The following is a 15,271-nucleotide window of genomic DNA, read 5'->3' on the forward strand; positions in this document are numbered from 1 at the left end:
GTGGAGGGGCGCCTCCACCGCGCACGGTCCAATACCCCTCCACCATCCTTCGGATGGTCCCCCTCCCCTGAAGGGGAGGAATTGATGCGCGGAGTTTCGTTGATGATGAAGTCCCTGATGATGGGTGTGGCCGTGGTGGCCATCGCCGCCCCCGCCTTTGCGCAGCAAACCCCGCCCCACTTCCCCGCCGACCTGACGCCTGCCGGCGTGCGCGCGGCGGACGATCATCTGGCGCTGGAGGAGGTCAACGGGACCGAGGCCATGGCCTTCGTCGCGGCGTCCAACGAGCGGGCGCTGGCCAGCCTGACCAACGACCCGCGCTACGAGACCTTCCGTCAGGAGGCCGAGGCCATCCTGACCGCCACCGACCGGATTCCGGCGCCCAGCTTCCTCGGCGACGGCATCGGAAACTTCTGGCAGGACGCGGCCAATCCCAAGGGCGTCTGGCGCCGCACCACGCTGGACAGCTATCGCTCGGCCGATACCCAATGGGAGACCCTGCTCGACATCGACGCCCTGTCCCGCGTCGAGGGCAGGGACTGGGTGTTCAAGGGCGCCAGCTGCCTGGCCCCGGATGAGACCCGCTGCCTGATCAACCTGTCGGACGGCGGCAAGGACGCCGTGGTCGTGCGCGAGTTCGACACCACGACCAGGGCCTTCGTGGACCGCGGTTTCATCGTGCCGGAAGGCAAGCACCGCATCAGCTGGCTGGACCGCGACACGCTTCTGGTCGCCACCGACTTCGGCGCGGGCACCCTGACCGAGAGCGGTTACCCCTTCATCGTCAAATCCCTGAAACGCGGCCAGACGCTGGCGCAGGCGACCGAGGTTTATCGCGGCGACGCCGCTGACGGCGGTTATGGCGTCAGCCCCTCGGTCTTCCGCGACGGCGCGGGCACGATCCAGGCGGTCCTGATCAACCGCCCGCTCGACACCTTCCGCTCCGAGATCTGGCGTCTGGTCGATGGCACGGCGACCAAGCTGGAGCTGCCCGAACGCGTTTCGACGCATGGGATCATGACGGGCTCTCTGCGTGAAAACCAGCTGATCTTCACGATCGAGCAGGCTTGGTCTCCCAACCGCGGGCGCGAGTATCCCGCCGGCACGGTGCTGGCGATGCCGCTCCGCGTTCTCGGCGCGCCGGGAATGGGTCCGCCGCCGTTGCATGGCGATCCGCAGACGGTTTTCCAACCGAACCCGCGCCAATCGGTCCAGGACGTCGCCATCTTCGACAATGATCTTGTGATCGCCATCTCGGACAATGTCGTCGGCACGCTGCGTCGGTTCGCCTTCGAGCGCGACGGCCGGCCTGTATGGACCTCGACACCGGTCGCGGCGCCTGAGAACAGCGCGGTCGGCATCGGTGACGTCTCGCGCGGGTCGGGGCAGATGTTCGTCTCGACCCAAGGCTTCTTGACGCCGCCGACCCTCAACCTTCTGGACGCCGGAGCCGATGAGCTGACGGCCCTGAAGACCGCCCCGGCCAAGTTCGACGCCTCGACCCACGTCACCGAACAGTTCGAAGCGGTGTCGTCCGATGGCGTCCGCATCCCCTATTTCGTCACCCGCCCGCGCGACCAGAGCGGCCCCGCGCCGACCATCCTGTTCGGCTACGGCGGTTTCCAGGCCTCCTTCCCGCCCGCCTACAAGCCGGAGATGGGCAAGCTGTGGCTCGAGAACGGCGGCGTCTTTGTCCAGGCCAATATCCGGGGCGGCGGCGAGTTCGGCCCGCAGTGGCACCAGGCGGCGCTGAACGAAAACCGCCAGCGGGCCTTCGACGACTTCGCCGCGGTCGCCCGGGATCTGGAGCAGCGGGGCATCACCTCGCCGCGCCGTCTGGGCATCTATGGCCGGTCGAACGGCGGGGTGCTGACCTCGGTGTCGATCACCCAGCATCCGGATCTGTTCAATGCGGCGGTCATCGAGAGCCCGCTGATCGACATGCTGCGCTATCACGAGCTGCCCGCCGGGGCCTCGTGGATCGGCGAGTACGGCGACCCGCGCATCCCCGAGGAAGCCGCCTGGATCGCCCGCTATTCGGCCTATCAGCAGCTTCGTCCGGGCGCGAACTATCCGCGCGTCTACATCACCACCAACACCCGCGACGACCGCGTCCACCCGGGCCACGCCCGCAAATTCGCGGCCCGTCTGGGCGATATGGGCTACGACCACCTCTATTATGAGGACACCGCCGGCGGTCACTCGAACGACGCCGATCCGGTCGCCAACGCCCGCCGCTGGGCGCGCCACTACGTCTATCTGGCGCAGCAGTTGATGGACTGAGGTGTGCGGCCGCTCCGTCGACAGGAGCGACTATCCGGCCCTGACGGCGGCAGGGAAGTGATTAGTGGTTAGTGATTAGTGGGTGGCGGTTTCAGCGTCGGTGCCCACAATCCACGCGCCGACGCGCGCGGCATCGAACCACTAATCACTAACCACTAATCACTGGCTGGGCTCACCGCCCACCGCCCCAAGCTCACCCAGAGCGGCTCAAGCCGGCTCCGCCACCTTGTCCTTCTTCACCTTGGCGGGCTTTTCAGCCTTCGGCGCCTTGGCGGGTTTCTCAGCCTTCTTCGCGGCCTTTTCAGCCTTCTTCAGATCGCGGGCGGCCTTCTTGGCGGCCTTGGCTTCGGCCTTGGCCTTGACCGGAGCGGCGTCGGCTTCGCCGGCCAGTTCGCCCAGCAGATCCAGGAAGACGTCGCGCTTGCCCTTGGGCAGCAGACCCATGATCCGCTTGTCGGCGGCCTCGACGCGCGGGCGGGCGGCCTCCAGAGCGGCCTCGCCGGCCGGTGACAGGCGCACCGCCTTGGCGCGGGCGTCCAGCGTCGACTTCTCGCGGTCCAGCAGACCCTTGGTGGTCATGCGGGCGACCAGATCCGCCAGGGTCGAGCGGTCGATGCCGGTGGCGCGCACCAGATCGGTCTGGGTCAGGCCCGCCTTGTGGCTGACCGCCTCCAGCACAGCGAACTGACGCTGGGTCAGACCGTCCGGCCCCATCTCTTCGGAATAGACATCCAGCGCCAGCTGCAGGGCGCGGTGGATCAGGTGACTGGGCGATCCCGCAAGGGCGCCGCCACGCTTGGGCTTGTTTCCGGACTTGACCATCGAACCGTATCCCCTCGGCTATGCGGTACAGCTATCAGCCGCATTTTACGGTTTGACGACGGACAATCCTTTAACCGTCAGAGTCCCGTGTCCGGAGAAACCGGCTCGGCGGGCTCATCATCCCTGATCATGTGCTTCATGATGAAGAAGACCTGCCAGATGCCGAAGGCGGCCGACGCCATCCACAGTCCGCCCCGGAAGGCCATCCAGACGTCATAGGGATCCGCCGGCGGGCGGTTCAGGGCCTGCAGCGTCGCCTCGACCACCGCCGGATTGCGCACCAGTTCGTTCACCACCGCCACGACGGCGAAATACAGACCATAGCGCAGGGTCAGGCCGCGCCAGCCGGCGTCCGTGATCTTCAGCGCCTCGCCCAGCAGATATTTGAACGGGTATTTGCGCAGCGGCAGCGACCCCAGCAGCACCGCCGCCAGAAGGGCGTTCTGCACCGTGATTTTGATCTGCAGCAGCTTGGGATCGTGGAACACCAGCGTCAGCACGCCGAACAGCAGGGCGAAGCCGCCGGTCAGCAGCGGCAGGGGCGCCAGTCTTCGTTCGACGATCCAGCCGACCGCCAGGGCGATGGCCGAGGCCCCGACCAGCACCCAGGTCGAATGCAGCATGGCCTCGGTGCTGTCCTGCTTCAGCACGAACCGCATGAAGGCGTAGGCGGCCAGGAAGGCGACGAGCGCGCCGAAATCGACAGCCTGACGGATGCTGGAACCGCGACGTTCAGTGGCTTCGGTCATCTTCAGTTCTCCAGTCCGACCAGCGAGCGGGAAAACGCGCGGGCGTCGAAGGGTTGCAGGTCGTCAACGCCCTCGCCCACGCCGATCAGCTTGATCGGGGCGTCCGAAGCCTGGGCGACGGGGACCAGCACCCCGCCGCGCGCCGTGCCGTCCAGCTTGGTCATCACCACGCCGGACACATAGGCCGTCCGGCCGAAGATCTTTTCCTGCTCCAGCGCATTGCGGCCGACGGTGGCGTCCAGCACCAGCAGGGTCTCATGCGGGGCCGACGGATCGACCTTCTTCAGCACCCGAACGATCTTCAGCAGCTCGTCCATCAGCTGGGTCTTGTTCTGCAACCGCCCGGCGGTGTCGATCAGGACCACGTCAAAGCCCTCGGCCTTGGCGCGGGTATAGGCGTCAAAGGCCAGACCGGCGGCGTCGGCGCCGTCGCGGCGGCTCTCGAACGTCGCCCCGGCCCGTTCGGCCCAGACCTTCAGCTGCTCGCGAGCGGCGGCGCGGAAGGTGTCGCAGGCCACGATCATCACCTTGGCGCCCTGCGCCGTCAGGTCCGAGGCGATCTTGCCCAGGGTCGTCGTCTTGCCCGAGCCATTGACGCCGACGAACAGGGTCACGAACGGCTTGTCGCCGCCCAGCGGCTCATAGCGGGCCTCGTGGTTGATCAGTTCGGCGGCCACGGCCTCGGCCAGAGCCTCCTTGACCTCAACCTCATTGGCGCCCGCGGAGAAGCGCAGCTCGCGGAAGCGTTCGACGATCCGGTCGGTCGCCGCCGGCCCCAGATCGCTTTCCAGCAGATGCTCTTCCAGCTGCTCCAGCGCCTTGTCGCTGAGCGGCTCCTTCACGAAGGTGGCGACGACCTGTTCGGTCATCTGCTTGGACGAGCGGCTCAGGCCTTCGGTCAGGCGGGAGAACCAGCCTTTTTTCGGCGTATCGGTCATGATCCCCGTTTAGCGGTCGGCGTTCGTCAGGTCACGGGCTAACGTAGCCGCAACCTCCCTTTGGCTCTATATGAGCAAAAGACCCCTGAAGGATCGCGCCTTGCCTCGGACCGAACCGTTCCACGCCCCCCGCAACCAGGGCTTCGTGCGCGTCGCCGCCGCGACCCCCGTCGTGCACACCGCCGACCCGGCCGCCAACCTGCTGGAGCACGTCGCCCTGATCGAGCAGGCCGGCGCCCAGGGCGTGGACCTGATTGTTTTTCCCGAGCTCAGCCTGACCGGCTACGCCATCGACGACCTGCTGATGCAGGACGCGCTGCTGGCCCAGGTCGAAACCTGCATCAAGCCGCTGGCCGCCGCGGCGCAGATGGCCGGAGTGATCGCCGTCGTCGGCGCCCCGGTTCGCAATGGCGACGCCCTGTACAACTGCGCCCTCGTGCTGGCGGGCGAGCAGGTCCAGGGCGTCGTGCCCAAGACCTTCCTGCCCAACTACAGGGAATACTATGAGAAGCGCTGGTTCGCCTCCGGCGCGGACACCTACGAACACTTCCAACTCGCCGGCGACTGGACAGCGCTGACAAGTCGGCGGATTTTCGAGGTTGAGGGTCGCCCCGGCTTCACCTTCGCCGTCGAGATCTGCGAGGACTACTGGGCGCCCCTGCCGCCCTCGACGCGCGCGGCCTTGGCCGGCGCCCGCATCCTGCTGAACCTGTCGGCCTCCAACATCGTCATCGGCAAGGCGGACGAGCGCGATCTGCTGTCGGCCAGCCATTCGGCCCGCACGGCCTCCGCCTATGTGTTCACCGCCTCGGGCTGGGGCGAGTCGACCACCGATCTGGCCTGGGACGGACAGGCCACCATCCACGAACTGGGCGCCCGCCTAGCGCAGGGCCCGCGCTTCTCGACCGAGGCCCATCTGACCGTCGCCGACATCGATGTGGAGCGGATCGGGCTGGAGCGACTGCGCACCGGCACCTTCGCCGACTGCGCCCGTCTGGAGCGCGATCGCACACCGGAAGACGACCGGTTCTATCGCATTCAGATCGAGAGCGATGACGCGCCGAAAGGACCGCAAACCGGTCCCCTCCTGCGCCCCCTCGACCGCTTCCCCTTCGTGCCCGACGATCCCGCCCGGCTGGACCAGGACTGCTACGAGGCCTTCAACATCCAGGTGCAGGGCCTGATGCGGCGGCTGAAGGCGACGGGGTCGAAGACGCTGATCATTGGCGTGTCGGGCGGACTGGATTCGACGCAGGCCCTGCTGGTCGCCTGCCGCGCGTTCGACCGGCTAGGTCTGCCGCGCACCGGCATCCTCGCCTTCACCATGCCCGGCTTCGCCACCTCGGACGGCACGAAGTCCAACGCATGGGCCCTGATGAAGGCGCTGGGCGTGACCGGCGACGAGATCGACATCCGCCCCGCCGCCGAGCGGATGCTGACCGACATCGGTCATCCGTTCGCGAAGGGCGAGCCGGTCCACGACATCACCTTCGAGAATGTGCAGGCGGGGCTGCGGACCGACTATCTGTTCCGGCTGGCCAACCACCACGGCGGCATCGTTCTGGGCACCGGCGACCTGTCGGAACTGGCGCTGGGCTGGGCCACCTACGGCGTCGGCGACCACATGAGCCACTACAACGTCAACGGCGGCGTGGCGAAGACCCTGATCCGGCACCTGATCCGCTGGGTGGCGGCCAAGGAACACGGCGGCGACACCGCCCGCATCCTGCACGCCATTCTGGACACCGAGATTTCGCCCGAACTGGTGCCCGCCAAGGACGGCCAGATCCAGTCGACCGAGGCCACCGTCGGCCCCTATGCCCTGAACGACTTCTTCCTGTTCTACATCACCCGCTTCGGCCTGAGCCCGTCCAAGGTGGCCTATCTGGCGCATCAGGCCTGGAAAGACGCCTCAACCGGCCACTGGCCCGAGGGCACGCCGGAGGACGAAAAGGTCGAATACGACCTGCCGACCATCAAGGGATGGCTGCGGAAATTCCTCTACCGCTTCTTCCAGACCAGCCAGTTCAAGCGCTCCGCCGTGCCGAACGGGCCCAAGGTCGTCACCGGCGGTTCGCTCAGCCCCCGCGGCGACTGGCGCGCACCGTCCGATGCGACGGCGAAGGTCTGGATCGACGAGTTGGAAACGAACGTTCCCGGCTGAGCCAGTAGGCAGTAGGCAGTAGGATCGCAGACGGGCGGTGGAGGGAACAAACCCTGCTATTGCCTACTGCCTACTGCCTCGTCACGGCAGTTCATTCAGGAACGGGAAGATCGCCGCCCGCGCCGCCTGTTCGTCCAGCATCGGGGCGTGGCCGACGCCGGGCACCTCGACGAAATCCATCTTGGGCGCGCGCTTGCGCATCTTGTTGGCGATCGCCTCGCTGAGCAGGTCCGAGGTCTCGCCCCGCACCAGCAGCACTGGTCGGCCGCGTGTCAGACGCCCGAACATCGGCCACAGGTTCGGAACCAGCGCCTTGGCGCCCGCCGCCTTGATCGGCACGGCGATGTCCGGATCGTAGTTCAGCACCGGCGCGCCCTCGGTCCCTTCGCGGAAGATGCGGGCGGCGAAGGCGTCCCAGTCGGCGTCGGTATAGTGCGGGAAGGCGACGGCGTTGATTTTCTTCGCATAGGCGGCCGCCTCGGCCCAGGTCGGGGTGTCCACCGGCTGGCCGGAGTAGGCGGCGATCCGGGCCAAGCCTTCCTTGGCCACCTCGGGGCCGACGTCGTTGATGATGGCCGCGGCGATCACCTTCGAGCGGATCGCGGCCAGCGCCATGGTGATCAGCCCGCCCATCGAGGTGCCGACGAAGATCGCCCGCTCGATCCCCGTCTGCGCCAGCAGGGCCAGCGCATCCTGGGCATAGGTGGCGGGTTGGTAGGTCATCGGATCCTGCGCCACGTCCGACAGCCCCCGCCCGCGCACGTCGATGGCCAGCACCCGACGCCCGCTCTGCGCGATCAGGGGGGCGATGACCTCGAAATCCTTCGAGTTGCGGGTCAGCCCGTGGATGCAGATGACCGGCAGCTTGGCCGGACCGCCCGCGGGCGCATAGTCCCGCGCATACAGGCTCAGGCCGTCCGCGGTGGTCCAACGGCGATCCACGAAGGGCTGGGTCATGCGGTCTCCGGTCATGGAAGGAAGGGTATTTCATCCGGACGGGAAATCCCACCGGACGAAGCCTGACGATCAATTCAGAAGCGTCTCAGTGGCCGAGAAGTTCGCGAACGAAGTCGTCCAGATTTCCGCCCTCGAAGCGGAAGCCGGGAAGGCCCGCGCGTTTCGCGGCCTCCATGTCGCTCGGCTGGTCGCCGATCATGAAGCTCCTCGCCGGATCGATATCGTGATCGGCGATGGCCCGCAGGATCATGCCCGGATTGGGCTTCCGGTCCGGATGGTCCGGATGGATATAGGCCTCGACCCGGCCCTCGGAGTGATAGGGACAGGCATAGACCGCCCCGATCCGTCCGCCGCCGACCGCCAGCCGACGCACGATCACGTCATTGAAGGCGTGCATCTGGTCTTCGGTGAACAGACCCCGCGCGACCCCGGACTGGTTGGTCACGATCACGCACAGATAGCCGAGCCGGTTCAGACGCCGCACGGCCTCGGCGGCGCCGGGCATCATGCGCAGCTCGGATTCCAGATGCGGATAGCCGGTGTCCTCGATCAGAACGCCGTCACGATCGAGGAACACAGCGGGATGGCTGATCGACATGGGCCTTGGGATAGGCGCCCGAACCGTTCGTTGCAATCCCTCACCCGAAGTGACCCCGGGCGATTTGGCGCGACCGCCCGGGATTTGTTAGGGAGCGGCCAACCTCACCGGCGCGTTCGTTTCGCGTCGCCCCGCCCGCGCGACCGCGACCGGAGATCAAGCATGAGCATTCCCTTCATCGACCTTCAGGCCCAGCGCCTGCGTCTGGCCGGCAAGATCGAGGCCGCCGTTCAGGAGGCCGTCGTCGGCGGCGCCTGGGTCATGGGCCCGCAGGTTCGCCAGTTCGAGGCCGATCTGGCCGCCTTTGGTCAGGCGAAGCATGCCCTTGGCTGCGCCAACGGCACCGACGCCCTCGTCCTGCCGCTGATGGCCTGGGGCGTCGGCGCCGGAGACGCGGTCTTCGTGCCCAGCTTCACCTTCACCGCGACCGCCGAGATCGTGCCCTGGACCAATGCCGAGCCGGTCTTCGTCGACGTCGATCCGGTCACCTACAACATGGACCCGGCCGCGCTGGAGCGCGCCATCGCGGGGATCAAGGCCGAGGGCCGCCTGACCCCGCGCGTGGTCATCGCCGTCGACCTGTTCGGCCAACCCGCCGACTATCCGGCCATCAAGGCCATCTGCGACAGGCACGGCCTGAAGCTGATCTCGGATTCGGCCCAGGGCTTCGGCTGCACCATCAACGGCGAGCACCCGCTGAAGTGGGCCGACGTCACCACCACCAGCTTCTTCCCGGCCAAGCCGCTGGGTTGCTACGGCGACGGCGGCGCGATCCTGACCAATGACGACGATCTGGCGCAGGAGATCGATTCCTACCGCGTCCACGGCAAGGTCGTGGCCAAGGATCTTGAGTCCGGCGCGGCCGCCGCCTTCGACCACGACCCCAAATACCTCGCCATGCGCATCGGCATGAACAGCCGTCTGGACACCATCCAGGCCGCCGTCCTGATCGAGAAGCTGAAGGTCTTCGGCGAGGAGATCGAATGGCGCAACCGCATCGCCGCCCGCTACAACGAGGGTCTGCGCCCCCACGTCGCCGCCGTGCCGGACGTGCCCGCCGGGAACATCTCCAACTGGGCCCAGTACACCGTCGAGCATGACAACCGCGACGGCCTGATCGCCCACCTGAAGGAACAGGGCGTGCCGACCGCCGTCTACTATCCGGTGCCCCTGCACATGCAGCCGGCCTACAGCCACTTCCCGCGCGGCGAGGGCGGCCTGCCGGTCACCGAGCGACTCAAGGACCGGGTGTTCAGCCTGCCGATGCACGCGGATCTGGACGAAGCCACCCAGGACCGCATCATCGCCGCCGTCGCTTCGTTCAAGGGTTGATCCGCATGACCGTCCAGACCACCCCGCTCAAGGTCGGCGTCGCCGGCGTCGGCGTCATGGGCCGCAACCATGCCCGCGTCCTGTCTGACATCCGTGACGTCAACCTGACCGCCGTCTTCGATCCCGACGCCGCCACCGCCGAGGGTGTGGCCGGCCTGTATGAGGCCGCCGCCTTCACCACCGCCGGGGACTTCGTCGCCGCCGGCCTCGACGCCGCCGTTGTGGCCACGCCGAACCGCTTCCACGCCGACCTGTCGGTGGCCCTGCTCGAAAAGGGCGTCCACGTCCTGGTCGAGAAGCCCATCGCCGCCACCGTCGCCGACGCCCAGCGGATGATCGACGCAGCCAAGGCCAACAACCGCGTCCTGATGGTCGGCCAGGTCGAGCGCTTCAACCCGGCGGTGGATGCGGTGAAACGCGCCATCCAGGGCGAGGAGGTCATCTCCATCCAGATCACCCGCGTCGGCCCCTTCCCGCCTCGCATGGGCGAGGTGGGCGTGGTCATCGATCTGGCGGTGCATGACATCGACATCATCCGCCACCTGACCGACAGCGAGATCGTCGAGGTCCAGCCGCAGCTGGCCCGCACCAAGGCCGAACGCGAGGACACGGCCCTGCTCCAGTTCCGGCTGGAGAACGGGGTGATCGCCCACATCACCACCAACTGGGTCACGCCCTACAAGACCCGCACTCTGCAGGTCGCCACCAAGGGCAAGTTCGTGGTCGCCGACCTGATGACCCGCCAGGTCACCGAGTATTTCGGTCAGCAGCCCGACGGCAGCTATTCGACCCGCGGCGTGATGAGCTGGCCGAACGAGCCGCTCAAGAAGGAGCTGGAAGCCTTCGCCCACGCCATCCGCACCGGCGAGACCCCCGCGGTCACCGGCGAGGACGGCCTGCGCAATCTGGAAGTGGCCCTGCGCTGTCTCGGCGAGGGCTGATCCCTCGCCTCAGACCGCCTCGACGGACAGACCGTTGAGGCGGCGCAGTTCGCGGTCGTCGGGATAGTCCTTCAGCTGCTGCGCCAGCTGGTCGTCGGTATAGGGCGAGTCCCCTGCGCCGGTCAGGGGCCAGTAGGGGCCCCAGCCCTGCCGGTCATAGTGGCTCTGCATCGCGGCCTCCTGCGAGCTGGCGTAGACCACGTACAGAATCTCGCAGGGGCCCTCGATCTCCTCCAGCCGGGCGGCGGTGTCGGGGATGCAGCGGCCGAAATGCAGGCCGCCGCCCCGGTCATACCGCCTCGCCTCGTGCCGGAGCAGCGGCATCAGCCGCCGACCATCTGCATGCCCAGCCATTCCGCGATCAGGGCCGGCTTCTCGCCGCCCTCGATCTCGACGGTCAGCTCGTGCTTGATCAACCAGCGACCACCGCCCTTGTCCTCGGCCGACAGCAGCTTGAACCGGCCCCGGATCTTCGAGCCGGCGGGCACGGGCGCCAGGAAGCGCAGCTTGTCGAAGCCGTAGTTGACGCCCATCACCACCCCGTCCAGCGGCTGCACGCAGTCATAGGACATGGCCGAGGCCAGGCTGAGGGTCAGGAACCCATGCGCAATGGTCCCGCCGAAGGGCGTCTGTTTCGCCAGTTCCGGGTTCACATGGATGAACTGCCAGTCCTCGGTCGTGTCGGCGAAGGCGTCGATCTTGGCCTGATCTACGAGGAACCAGCGGGAGACCCCGATCTCGGTCCCGATGAGCGACTGCAGGTCTGACGGCTTCGGCATGGTTTCCTCCGGTTTTGAGGCCACGCTATCGGGGTCAGTCCGCTATCGAAACCCCTTATTTGCCCTCGAACCGGCCCTCGATGATCTCGCTGAACAGGCCCGGATCGACATTGCCGCCCGACAGGACCACCGCCGTCGTCCGGTCCTTCGCCTCGACCTTTCCGGCCAGCAGGGCCGCCAGAGAGACCGCGCCACCCGGCTCGACCACCAGCTTCAGTACGCGGAAAGCATAGCGGACGGCCTCGGCCACCTCGGCGTCGGACACGGTCTCGACGCGCGACAGACGGCGGTTGATCGGGAAGGTCAGCTCGCCCGGACGGTCGGTCATCAGGGCGTCGCAGATGGTGCCGTGGGCCGGGGCGTGGGTCAGGCGCTCGCCCGCCGCCATGGACAGCTGGGTGTCGTTGTAGTCGCGAGGCTCGATGCCGATGACCGGGACGTCCGGCAGAAGCGCGCCCATGGACAGGTTGATCCCGGCGATCAGCCCCCCGCCCGAGGCGCCACACAGCAGCTGGTCAATCTTCGCCCCCACCGCTTCGGCCTGTTCGACGATCTCCAGCCCGGTCGTACCCTGGCCCTCGATGACGAAGGGATCGTCGAACGGACGGACCAGAACGCTGCCACGCGTGCGGGCGATCTCCTCGCCGATGTCCTCACGGCTTTCGGTGTAGCGGTCGTACAGACGCACCTCGCCGCCGAAGCCGATGACACCCTCGACCTTCACCTTCGGACTGTCGGCGGGCATGACGATGATGGCCGAGGTCCCCATCATCTTCGCCGCGCAGGCCACCGCCTGGGCATGGTTGCCGGACGAATAGGCGACGACGCCACGCTTCAGCTCGTCCGGGGTCAGGCGGCTGATCCGGTTGTAGGCCCCGCGGAATTTGAAGGCCCCGGCCTGTTGCAGGTTTTCAGCCTTCAACAGCACCCGACCGCCCAGATGCGCGTTCAGCGCCGGGCTCTCGATCAGGGGCGTGCGAACGGCGTGACCGAGAAGCTGGCGGGCGGCGTCGCGGACGCCTTCGAAGGAGGCTGTGTGCATGCCTCCTCCCTTACATTCCCGCCCGACCCCGGTCTAACCTCCCCCCATGAAAAGCCTCATCCTCGCCATCGACCAGGGCACCACCTCGACGCGGGCGATCGCGTTTGGACTGACCTCGCCTCAAGCAGCGCAAGGCGCGATAGGCGACGAGAATGTGGGCGGGCTGCGGCCCGTGGCGGTCAGCCAGATCGAGCTGGAGCAGCATTTCCCGCATCCCGGTTGGGTCGAGCATGACGCGGCCGAAATCTGGGCGGCCACCCTGCAGACCTGCCGCGAGGTGGTGCGCAAGGCGGGCGGGATCGGGCGTTTCGCCGCCATCGGCATCACCAACCAGCGCGAGACCTCGGTGATCTGGGACGTCGCCACCGGCGAGCCCCTGCACCGCGCCATTGTCTGGCAGGACCGACGCACCGCCGAGGCCACGGCGAAACTGGCCGCCGCCGGGCATGAGCCCGAGGTGCAGGCGGCGACCGGCCTGATCCTCGACCCCTATTTCTCGGCCTCCAAATTCGCCTGGCTGCTGGACGCGGTTCCGGGCTCGCGCGAGCGGGCGGAGCGGGGCGAGGTCAAGCTGGGCACCATCGAGAGCTGGCTGATCTGGAAGCTCACCGGCGGGACGAGCCACGTCACCGACGCGACCAACGCCAGCCGCACATCGCTGATGGACTTGGGCACGCGACAATGGCGGCCCGATCTGGCGGCGCTGTTTAATGTCCCGATGGAGGGACTACCCGAAATCCGGGGCTGCGCTGATCTGTTGGGCGAAAGCGAGCCGTCGCTGTTCGGCGCCGCCCTGCCGATCCATGGCGCGGCGGGCGACCAACAGGCCGCGCTTGTGGGACATGGCGCGCTGAAGGCCGGGGACGCCAAGATCACCTACGGCACCGGTGCCTTTCTGGTCGCCAATGTCGGGGCCGAGCCGGTGCCTTCCTCCACCCGCCTGCTCGGAACACTGGGCTATGAGGCGCAGGGGACGGCGGCCTATGCGCTGGAGGGCTCCATCTTCTCGGCCGGATCGGCGATCCAGTGGCTGCGCGACGGGCTGAAGGTGATTTCCGAGTCCCGTCAGTCCGAGGCGATGGCGCAAGGACTGAAGGACAATGGCGGGGTCTATCTGGTCCCCGGCTTCACCGGTCTGGGCGCACCCTGGTGGGAGCCGGAGGCGCGCGGGACCATTGTCGGCCTGACCCGCGACAGCGGGCCAGCGCACATGGTGCGGGCGGCGCTGGAGTCGCTGGCCTATCAGACGCACGACCTTCTGGACGCGCTCAGGAAGGACGGGGCCCCCACCCTGTCGGTGCTCAAGGTCGACGGCGGCGTCACGGCCAACGCCTTCGCCATGCAGTTCGTCGCCGACATCTGCGATGTCACGGTAGAGAGACCGGCGTTTCAGGAGATGACGGCGCTCGGCGCGGCCAAGCTGGCGGCCCTGGGGTGCGGCCTGATCGACACGCTTGACGCAGCGTCCGCCGAGGCTCCGGCCGTCTGGTGCCCGCGCATGGCCGCTGAAGAGCGTGAGCGGCTGCTGAAAGGCTGGCGCGGGGCGGTGAAGGCCGCCATCATCGCCGCGCAATGACCCAGAACCCTGCCGACGACCCGCAGTCCACCTTCTCCGGCACCCGCGAGGTCGATCCCCGCTACGCCCTTGATGAGGTGGCGCTGGGCCGATGGCTTGAGGCGAATGTCGAGGGCTACGCCGGGCCGCTGACGGTACGCCAGTTCAACGGCGGCCAGTCCAATCCGACCTATGAGCTGTCCACGCCGGGCCGGACCTATGTGCTGCGCCGCAAGCCGCCCGGGACCCTGCTGCCCAGCGCCCATGCGGTGGATCGCGAGTTCACCGTCATCTCGGCGCTGCACCGACAGGGCTATCCGGTGGCGCGGCCGTACGCCCTGTGCACCGACGAGGCCGTCATCGGCTCGATGTTCTACGTCATGGACAAGGTCGAGGGCCGGGTCCTGTGGGATCTGAAGCTGCCGGGGCTGGAGCCCGCCGAGCGCCGCGCCGTCTATGACGCCCAGGTCGATACGCTGGCCGCCCTGCACCGCTTCGAGCCCGCCGCCATCGGCCTGGGCGATTACGGCAAGCCGGGCAACTATTTCGAGCGTCAGGTCGGGCGCTGGACCAAACAGTATCGGGCCTCGGAGATCGACCCGGTCCCGGCGATGGACCGGCTGATCGACTTCCTGCCCGCCACCCTGCCGCCCGAGGGGCCGACCCGGATCGTCCACGGCGACTTCCGGCTGGACAACATGATCCTGGCTCCGGATCAGGCGCAGGTCCGCGCCGTGCTGGACTGGGAGCTGTCGACACTCGGCGATCCGATGGCCGACTTCTCCTATCTGCTGATCGCCTGGGCCATTCCCGCGACGATGCGGAACGGTCTGGCCGGAGCCGATCTCAAGGCGCTGGGCATCCCGTCGGTGGAAGAGGTCGTCGCCCGCTACTCGGAGAAGACCGGCGCACCGCCGCCGTCGAACCTCGACTGGCTGTTCGCCTACAACCTGTTCCGGTTGGCGGCCATCTGTCAGGGCATCGCCGGCCGCGTCCGTGATGGCACGGCGGCGTCTCCGCAGGCGAAGAGCATGGCCGCGCAGGTGCCGGCGCTGGCGGAAGGCGCGTGGAGCTTCGCAAGGAAGGCGGGAGCTTAGGAGGTTCTAGGCTC

General features: G+C 67.6%; 14 protein-coding genes. 6 read left to right on the forward strand and 8 right to left on the reverse strand.

Annotated elements, in window-relative coordinates; all coding sequences use genetic code 11:
• Positions 1–102: 102 nt before the first annotated feature.
• Positions 103–2,283 (forward strand): prolyl oligopeptidase family protein, encoded by a 2,181-nt coding sequence (locus ACFQQC_RS03275; protein WP_376859645.1) that lies wholly within the window; start codon positions 103–105, stop codon positions 2,281–2,283.
• A gap of 207 nt (positions 2,284–2,490) precedes the next feature.
• Here the strand turns inward: ACFQQC_RS03275 and ACFQQC_RS03280 are convergent, their stop codons facing one another.
• From ACFQQC_RS03280 to ftsY, 3 genes are all read right to left on the reverse strand, one after another.
• Positions 2,491–3,105, reverse strand: a complete 615-nt coding sequence (locus tag ACFQQC_RS03280; protein ID WP_376859647.1) for a MarR family winged helix-turn-helix transcriptional regulator — start codon at positions 3,103–3,105, stop codon at positions 2,491–2,493.
• Positions 3,106–3,182: 77 nt separating this feature from the next.
• On the reverse strand, positions 3,183–3,854 hold the full coding sequence (locus tag ACFQQC_RS03285; protein WP_376859649.1) for an inner membrane-spanning protein YciB: 672 nt from the start codon (positions 3,852–3,854) through the stop codon (positions 3,183–3,185).
• Positions 3,855–3,856: 2 nt separating this feature from the next.
• On the reverse strand, positions 3,857–4,792 hold the full coding sequence (gene ftsY / locus ACFQQC_RS03290; protein WP_376859651.1) for a signal recognition particle-docking protein FtsY: 936 nt from the start codon (positions 4,790–4,792) through the stop codon (positions 3,857–3,859).
• A 70-nt stretch (positions 4,793–4,862) separates the two neighbouring features.
• Here ftsY and ACFQQC_RS03295 point away from each other — a divergent pair, with 70 nt between their 5' ends.
• The gene (locus ACFQQC_RS03295) at positions 4,863–6,956 is read left to right on the forward strand and encodes an NAD(+) synthase (RefSeq protein ID WP_376859653.1); all 2,094 of its coding nucleotides are present in this window, start codon (positions 4,863–4,865) and stop codon (positions 6,954–6,956) included.
• Between the two features lie 81 nt (positions 6,957–7,037).
• Here ACFQQC_RS03295 and ACFQQC_RS03300 read toward each other — a convergent pair whose 3' ends face one another.
• Positions 7,038–7,913, reverse strand: a complete 876-nt coding sequence (locus ACFQQC_RS03300) for an alpha/beta fold hydrolase (RefSeq protein WP_376859655.1) — start codon at positions 7,911–7,913, stop codon at positions 7,038–7,040.
• Positions 7,914–7,998: 85 nt separating this feature from the next.
• Positions 7,999–8,511: a D-glycero-alpha-D-manno-heptose-1,7-bisphosphate 7-phosphatase gene (locus tag ACFQQC_RS03305; RefSeq protein ID WP_376859657.1), complete on the reverse strand. Its 513-nt coding sequence runs from the start codon at positions 8,509–8,511 to the stop codon at positions 7,999–8,001.
• Between the two features lie 162 nt (positions 8,512–8,673).
• On the opposite strand from ACFQQC_RS03305, the gene ACFQQC_RS03310 reads away from it, so the two are divergent.
• A complete protein-coding gene (locus tag ACFQQC_RS03310) occupies positions 8,674–9,843 on the forward strand; it encodes a DegT/DnrJ/EryC1/StrS family aminotransferase (protein ID WP_376859659.1) in 1,170 nt (389 codons plus the stop codon).
• A gap of 5 nt (positions 9,844–9,848) precedes the next feature.
• Positions 9,849–10,784 carry a Gfo/Idh/MocA family protein gene (locus ACFQQC_RS03315; RefSeq protein ID WP_376859661.1) on the forward strand — a complete coding sequence of 312 codons (936 nt, stop codon included), beginning with the start codon at positions 9,849–9,851 and terminating at the stop codon, positions 10,782–10,784.
• A 9-nt stretch (positions 10,785–10,793) separates the two neighbouring features.
• Here ACFQQC_RS03315 and ACFQQC_RS03320 read toward each other — a convergent pair whose 3' ends face one another.
• From ACFQQC_RS03320 to ACFQQC_RS03330, 3 genes are read right to left on the reverse strand one after another with little or no spacing between them, the layout of a single operon-like run.
• Positions 10,794–11,108, reverse strand: coding sequence for a hypothetical protein (locus tag ACFQQC_RS03320; protein WP_376859663.1), 315 nt, complete (start codon positions 11,106–11,108; stop codon positions 10,794–10,796).
• A complete protein-coding gene (locus ACFQQC_RS03325; RefSeq protein ID WP_376859665.1) occupies positions 11,108–11,563 on the reverse strand; it encodes a MaoC family dehydratase in 456 nt (151 codons plus the stop codon). The genes ACFQQC_RS03320 and ACFQQC_RS03325 overlap by 1 nt, the downstream gene beginning before the upstream one ends.
• A gap of 55 nt (positions 11,564–11,618) precedes the next feature.
• On the reverse strand, positions 11,619–12,605 hold the full coding sequence (locus tag ACFQQC_RS03330; protein ID WP_376859667.1) for a threonine/serine dehydratase: 987 nt from the start codon (positions 12,603–12,605) through the stop codon (positions 11,619–11,621).
• 46 nt (positions 12,606–12,651) lie between these two features.
• Here ACFQQC_RS03330 and glpK point away from each other — a divergent pair, with 46 nt between their 5' ends.
• Both glpK and ACFQQC_RS03340 read left to right on the forward strand, forming a co-directional pair.
• Entirely contained in the window at positions 12,652–14,181 is a 1,530-nt protein-coding gene (gene glpK, locus ACFQQC_RS03335; RefSeq protein WP_376859669.1) for a glycerol kinase GlpK, read from the forward strand.
• Entirely contained in the window at positions 14,178–15,257 is a 1,080-nt protein-coding gene (locus tag ACFQQC_RS03340; protein ID WP_376859671.1) for a phosphotransferase family protein, read from the forward strand. The genes glpK and ACFQQC_RS03340 overlap by 4 nt, the downstream gene beginning before the upstream one ends.
• The last annotated feature ends 14 nt before the right edge of the window (positions 15,258–15,271 follow it).

Origin of the sequence: Brevundimonas sp. GCM10030266 (assembly GCF_042666595.1) — a bacterium.
In the GTDB taxonomy this organism is placed as follows: domain Bacteria; phylum Pseudomonadota; class Alphaproteobacteria; order Caulobacterales; family Caulobacteraceae; genus Brevundimonas.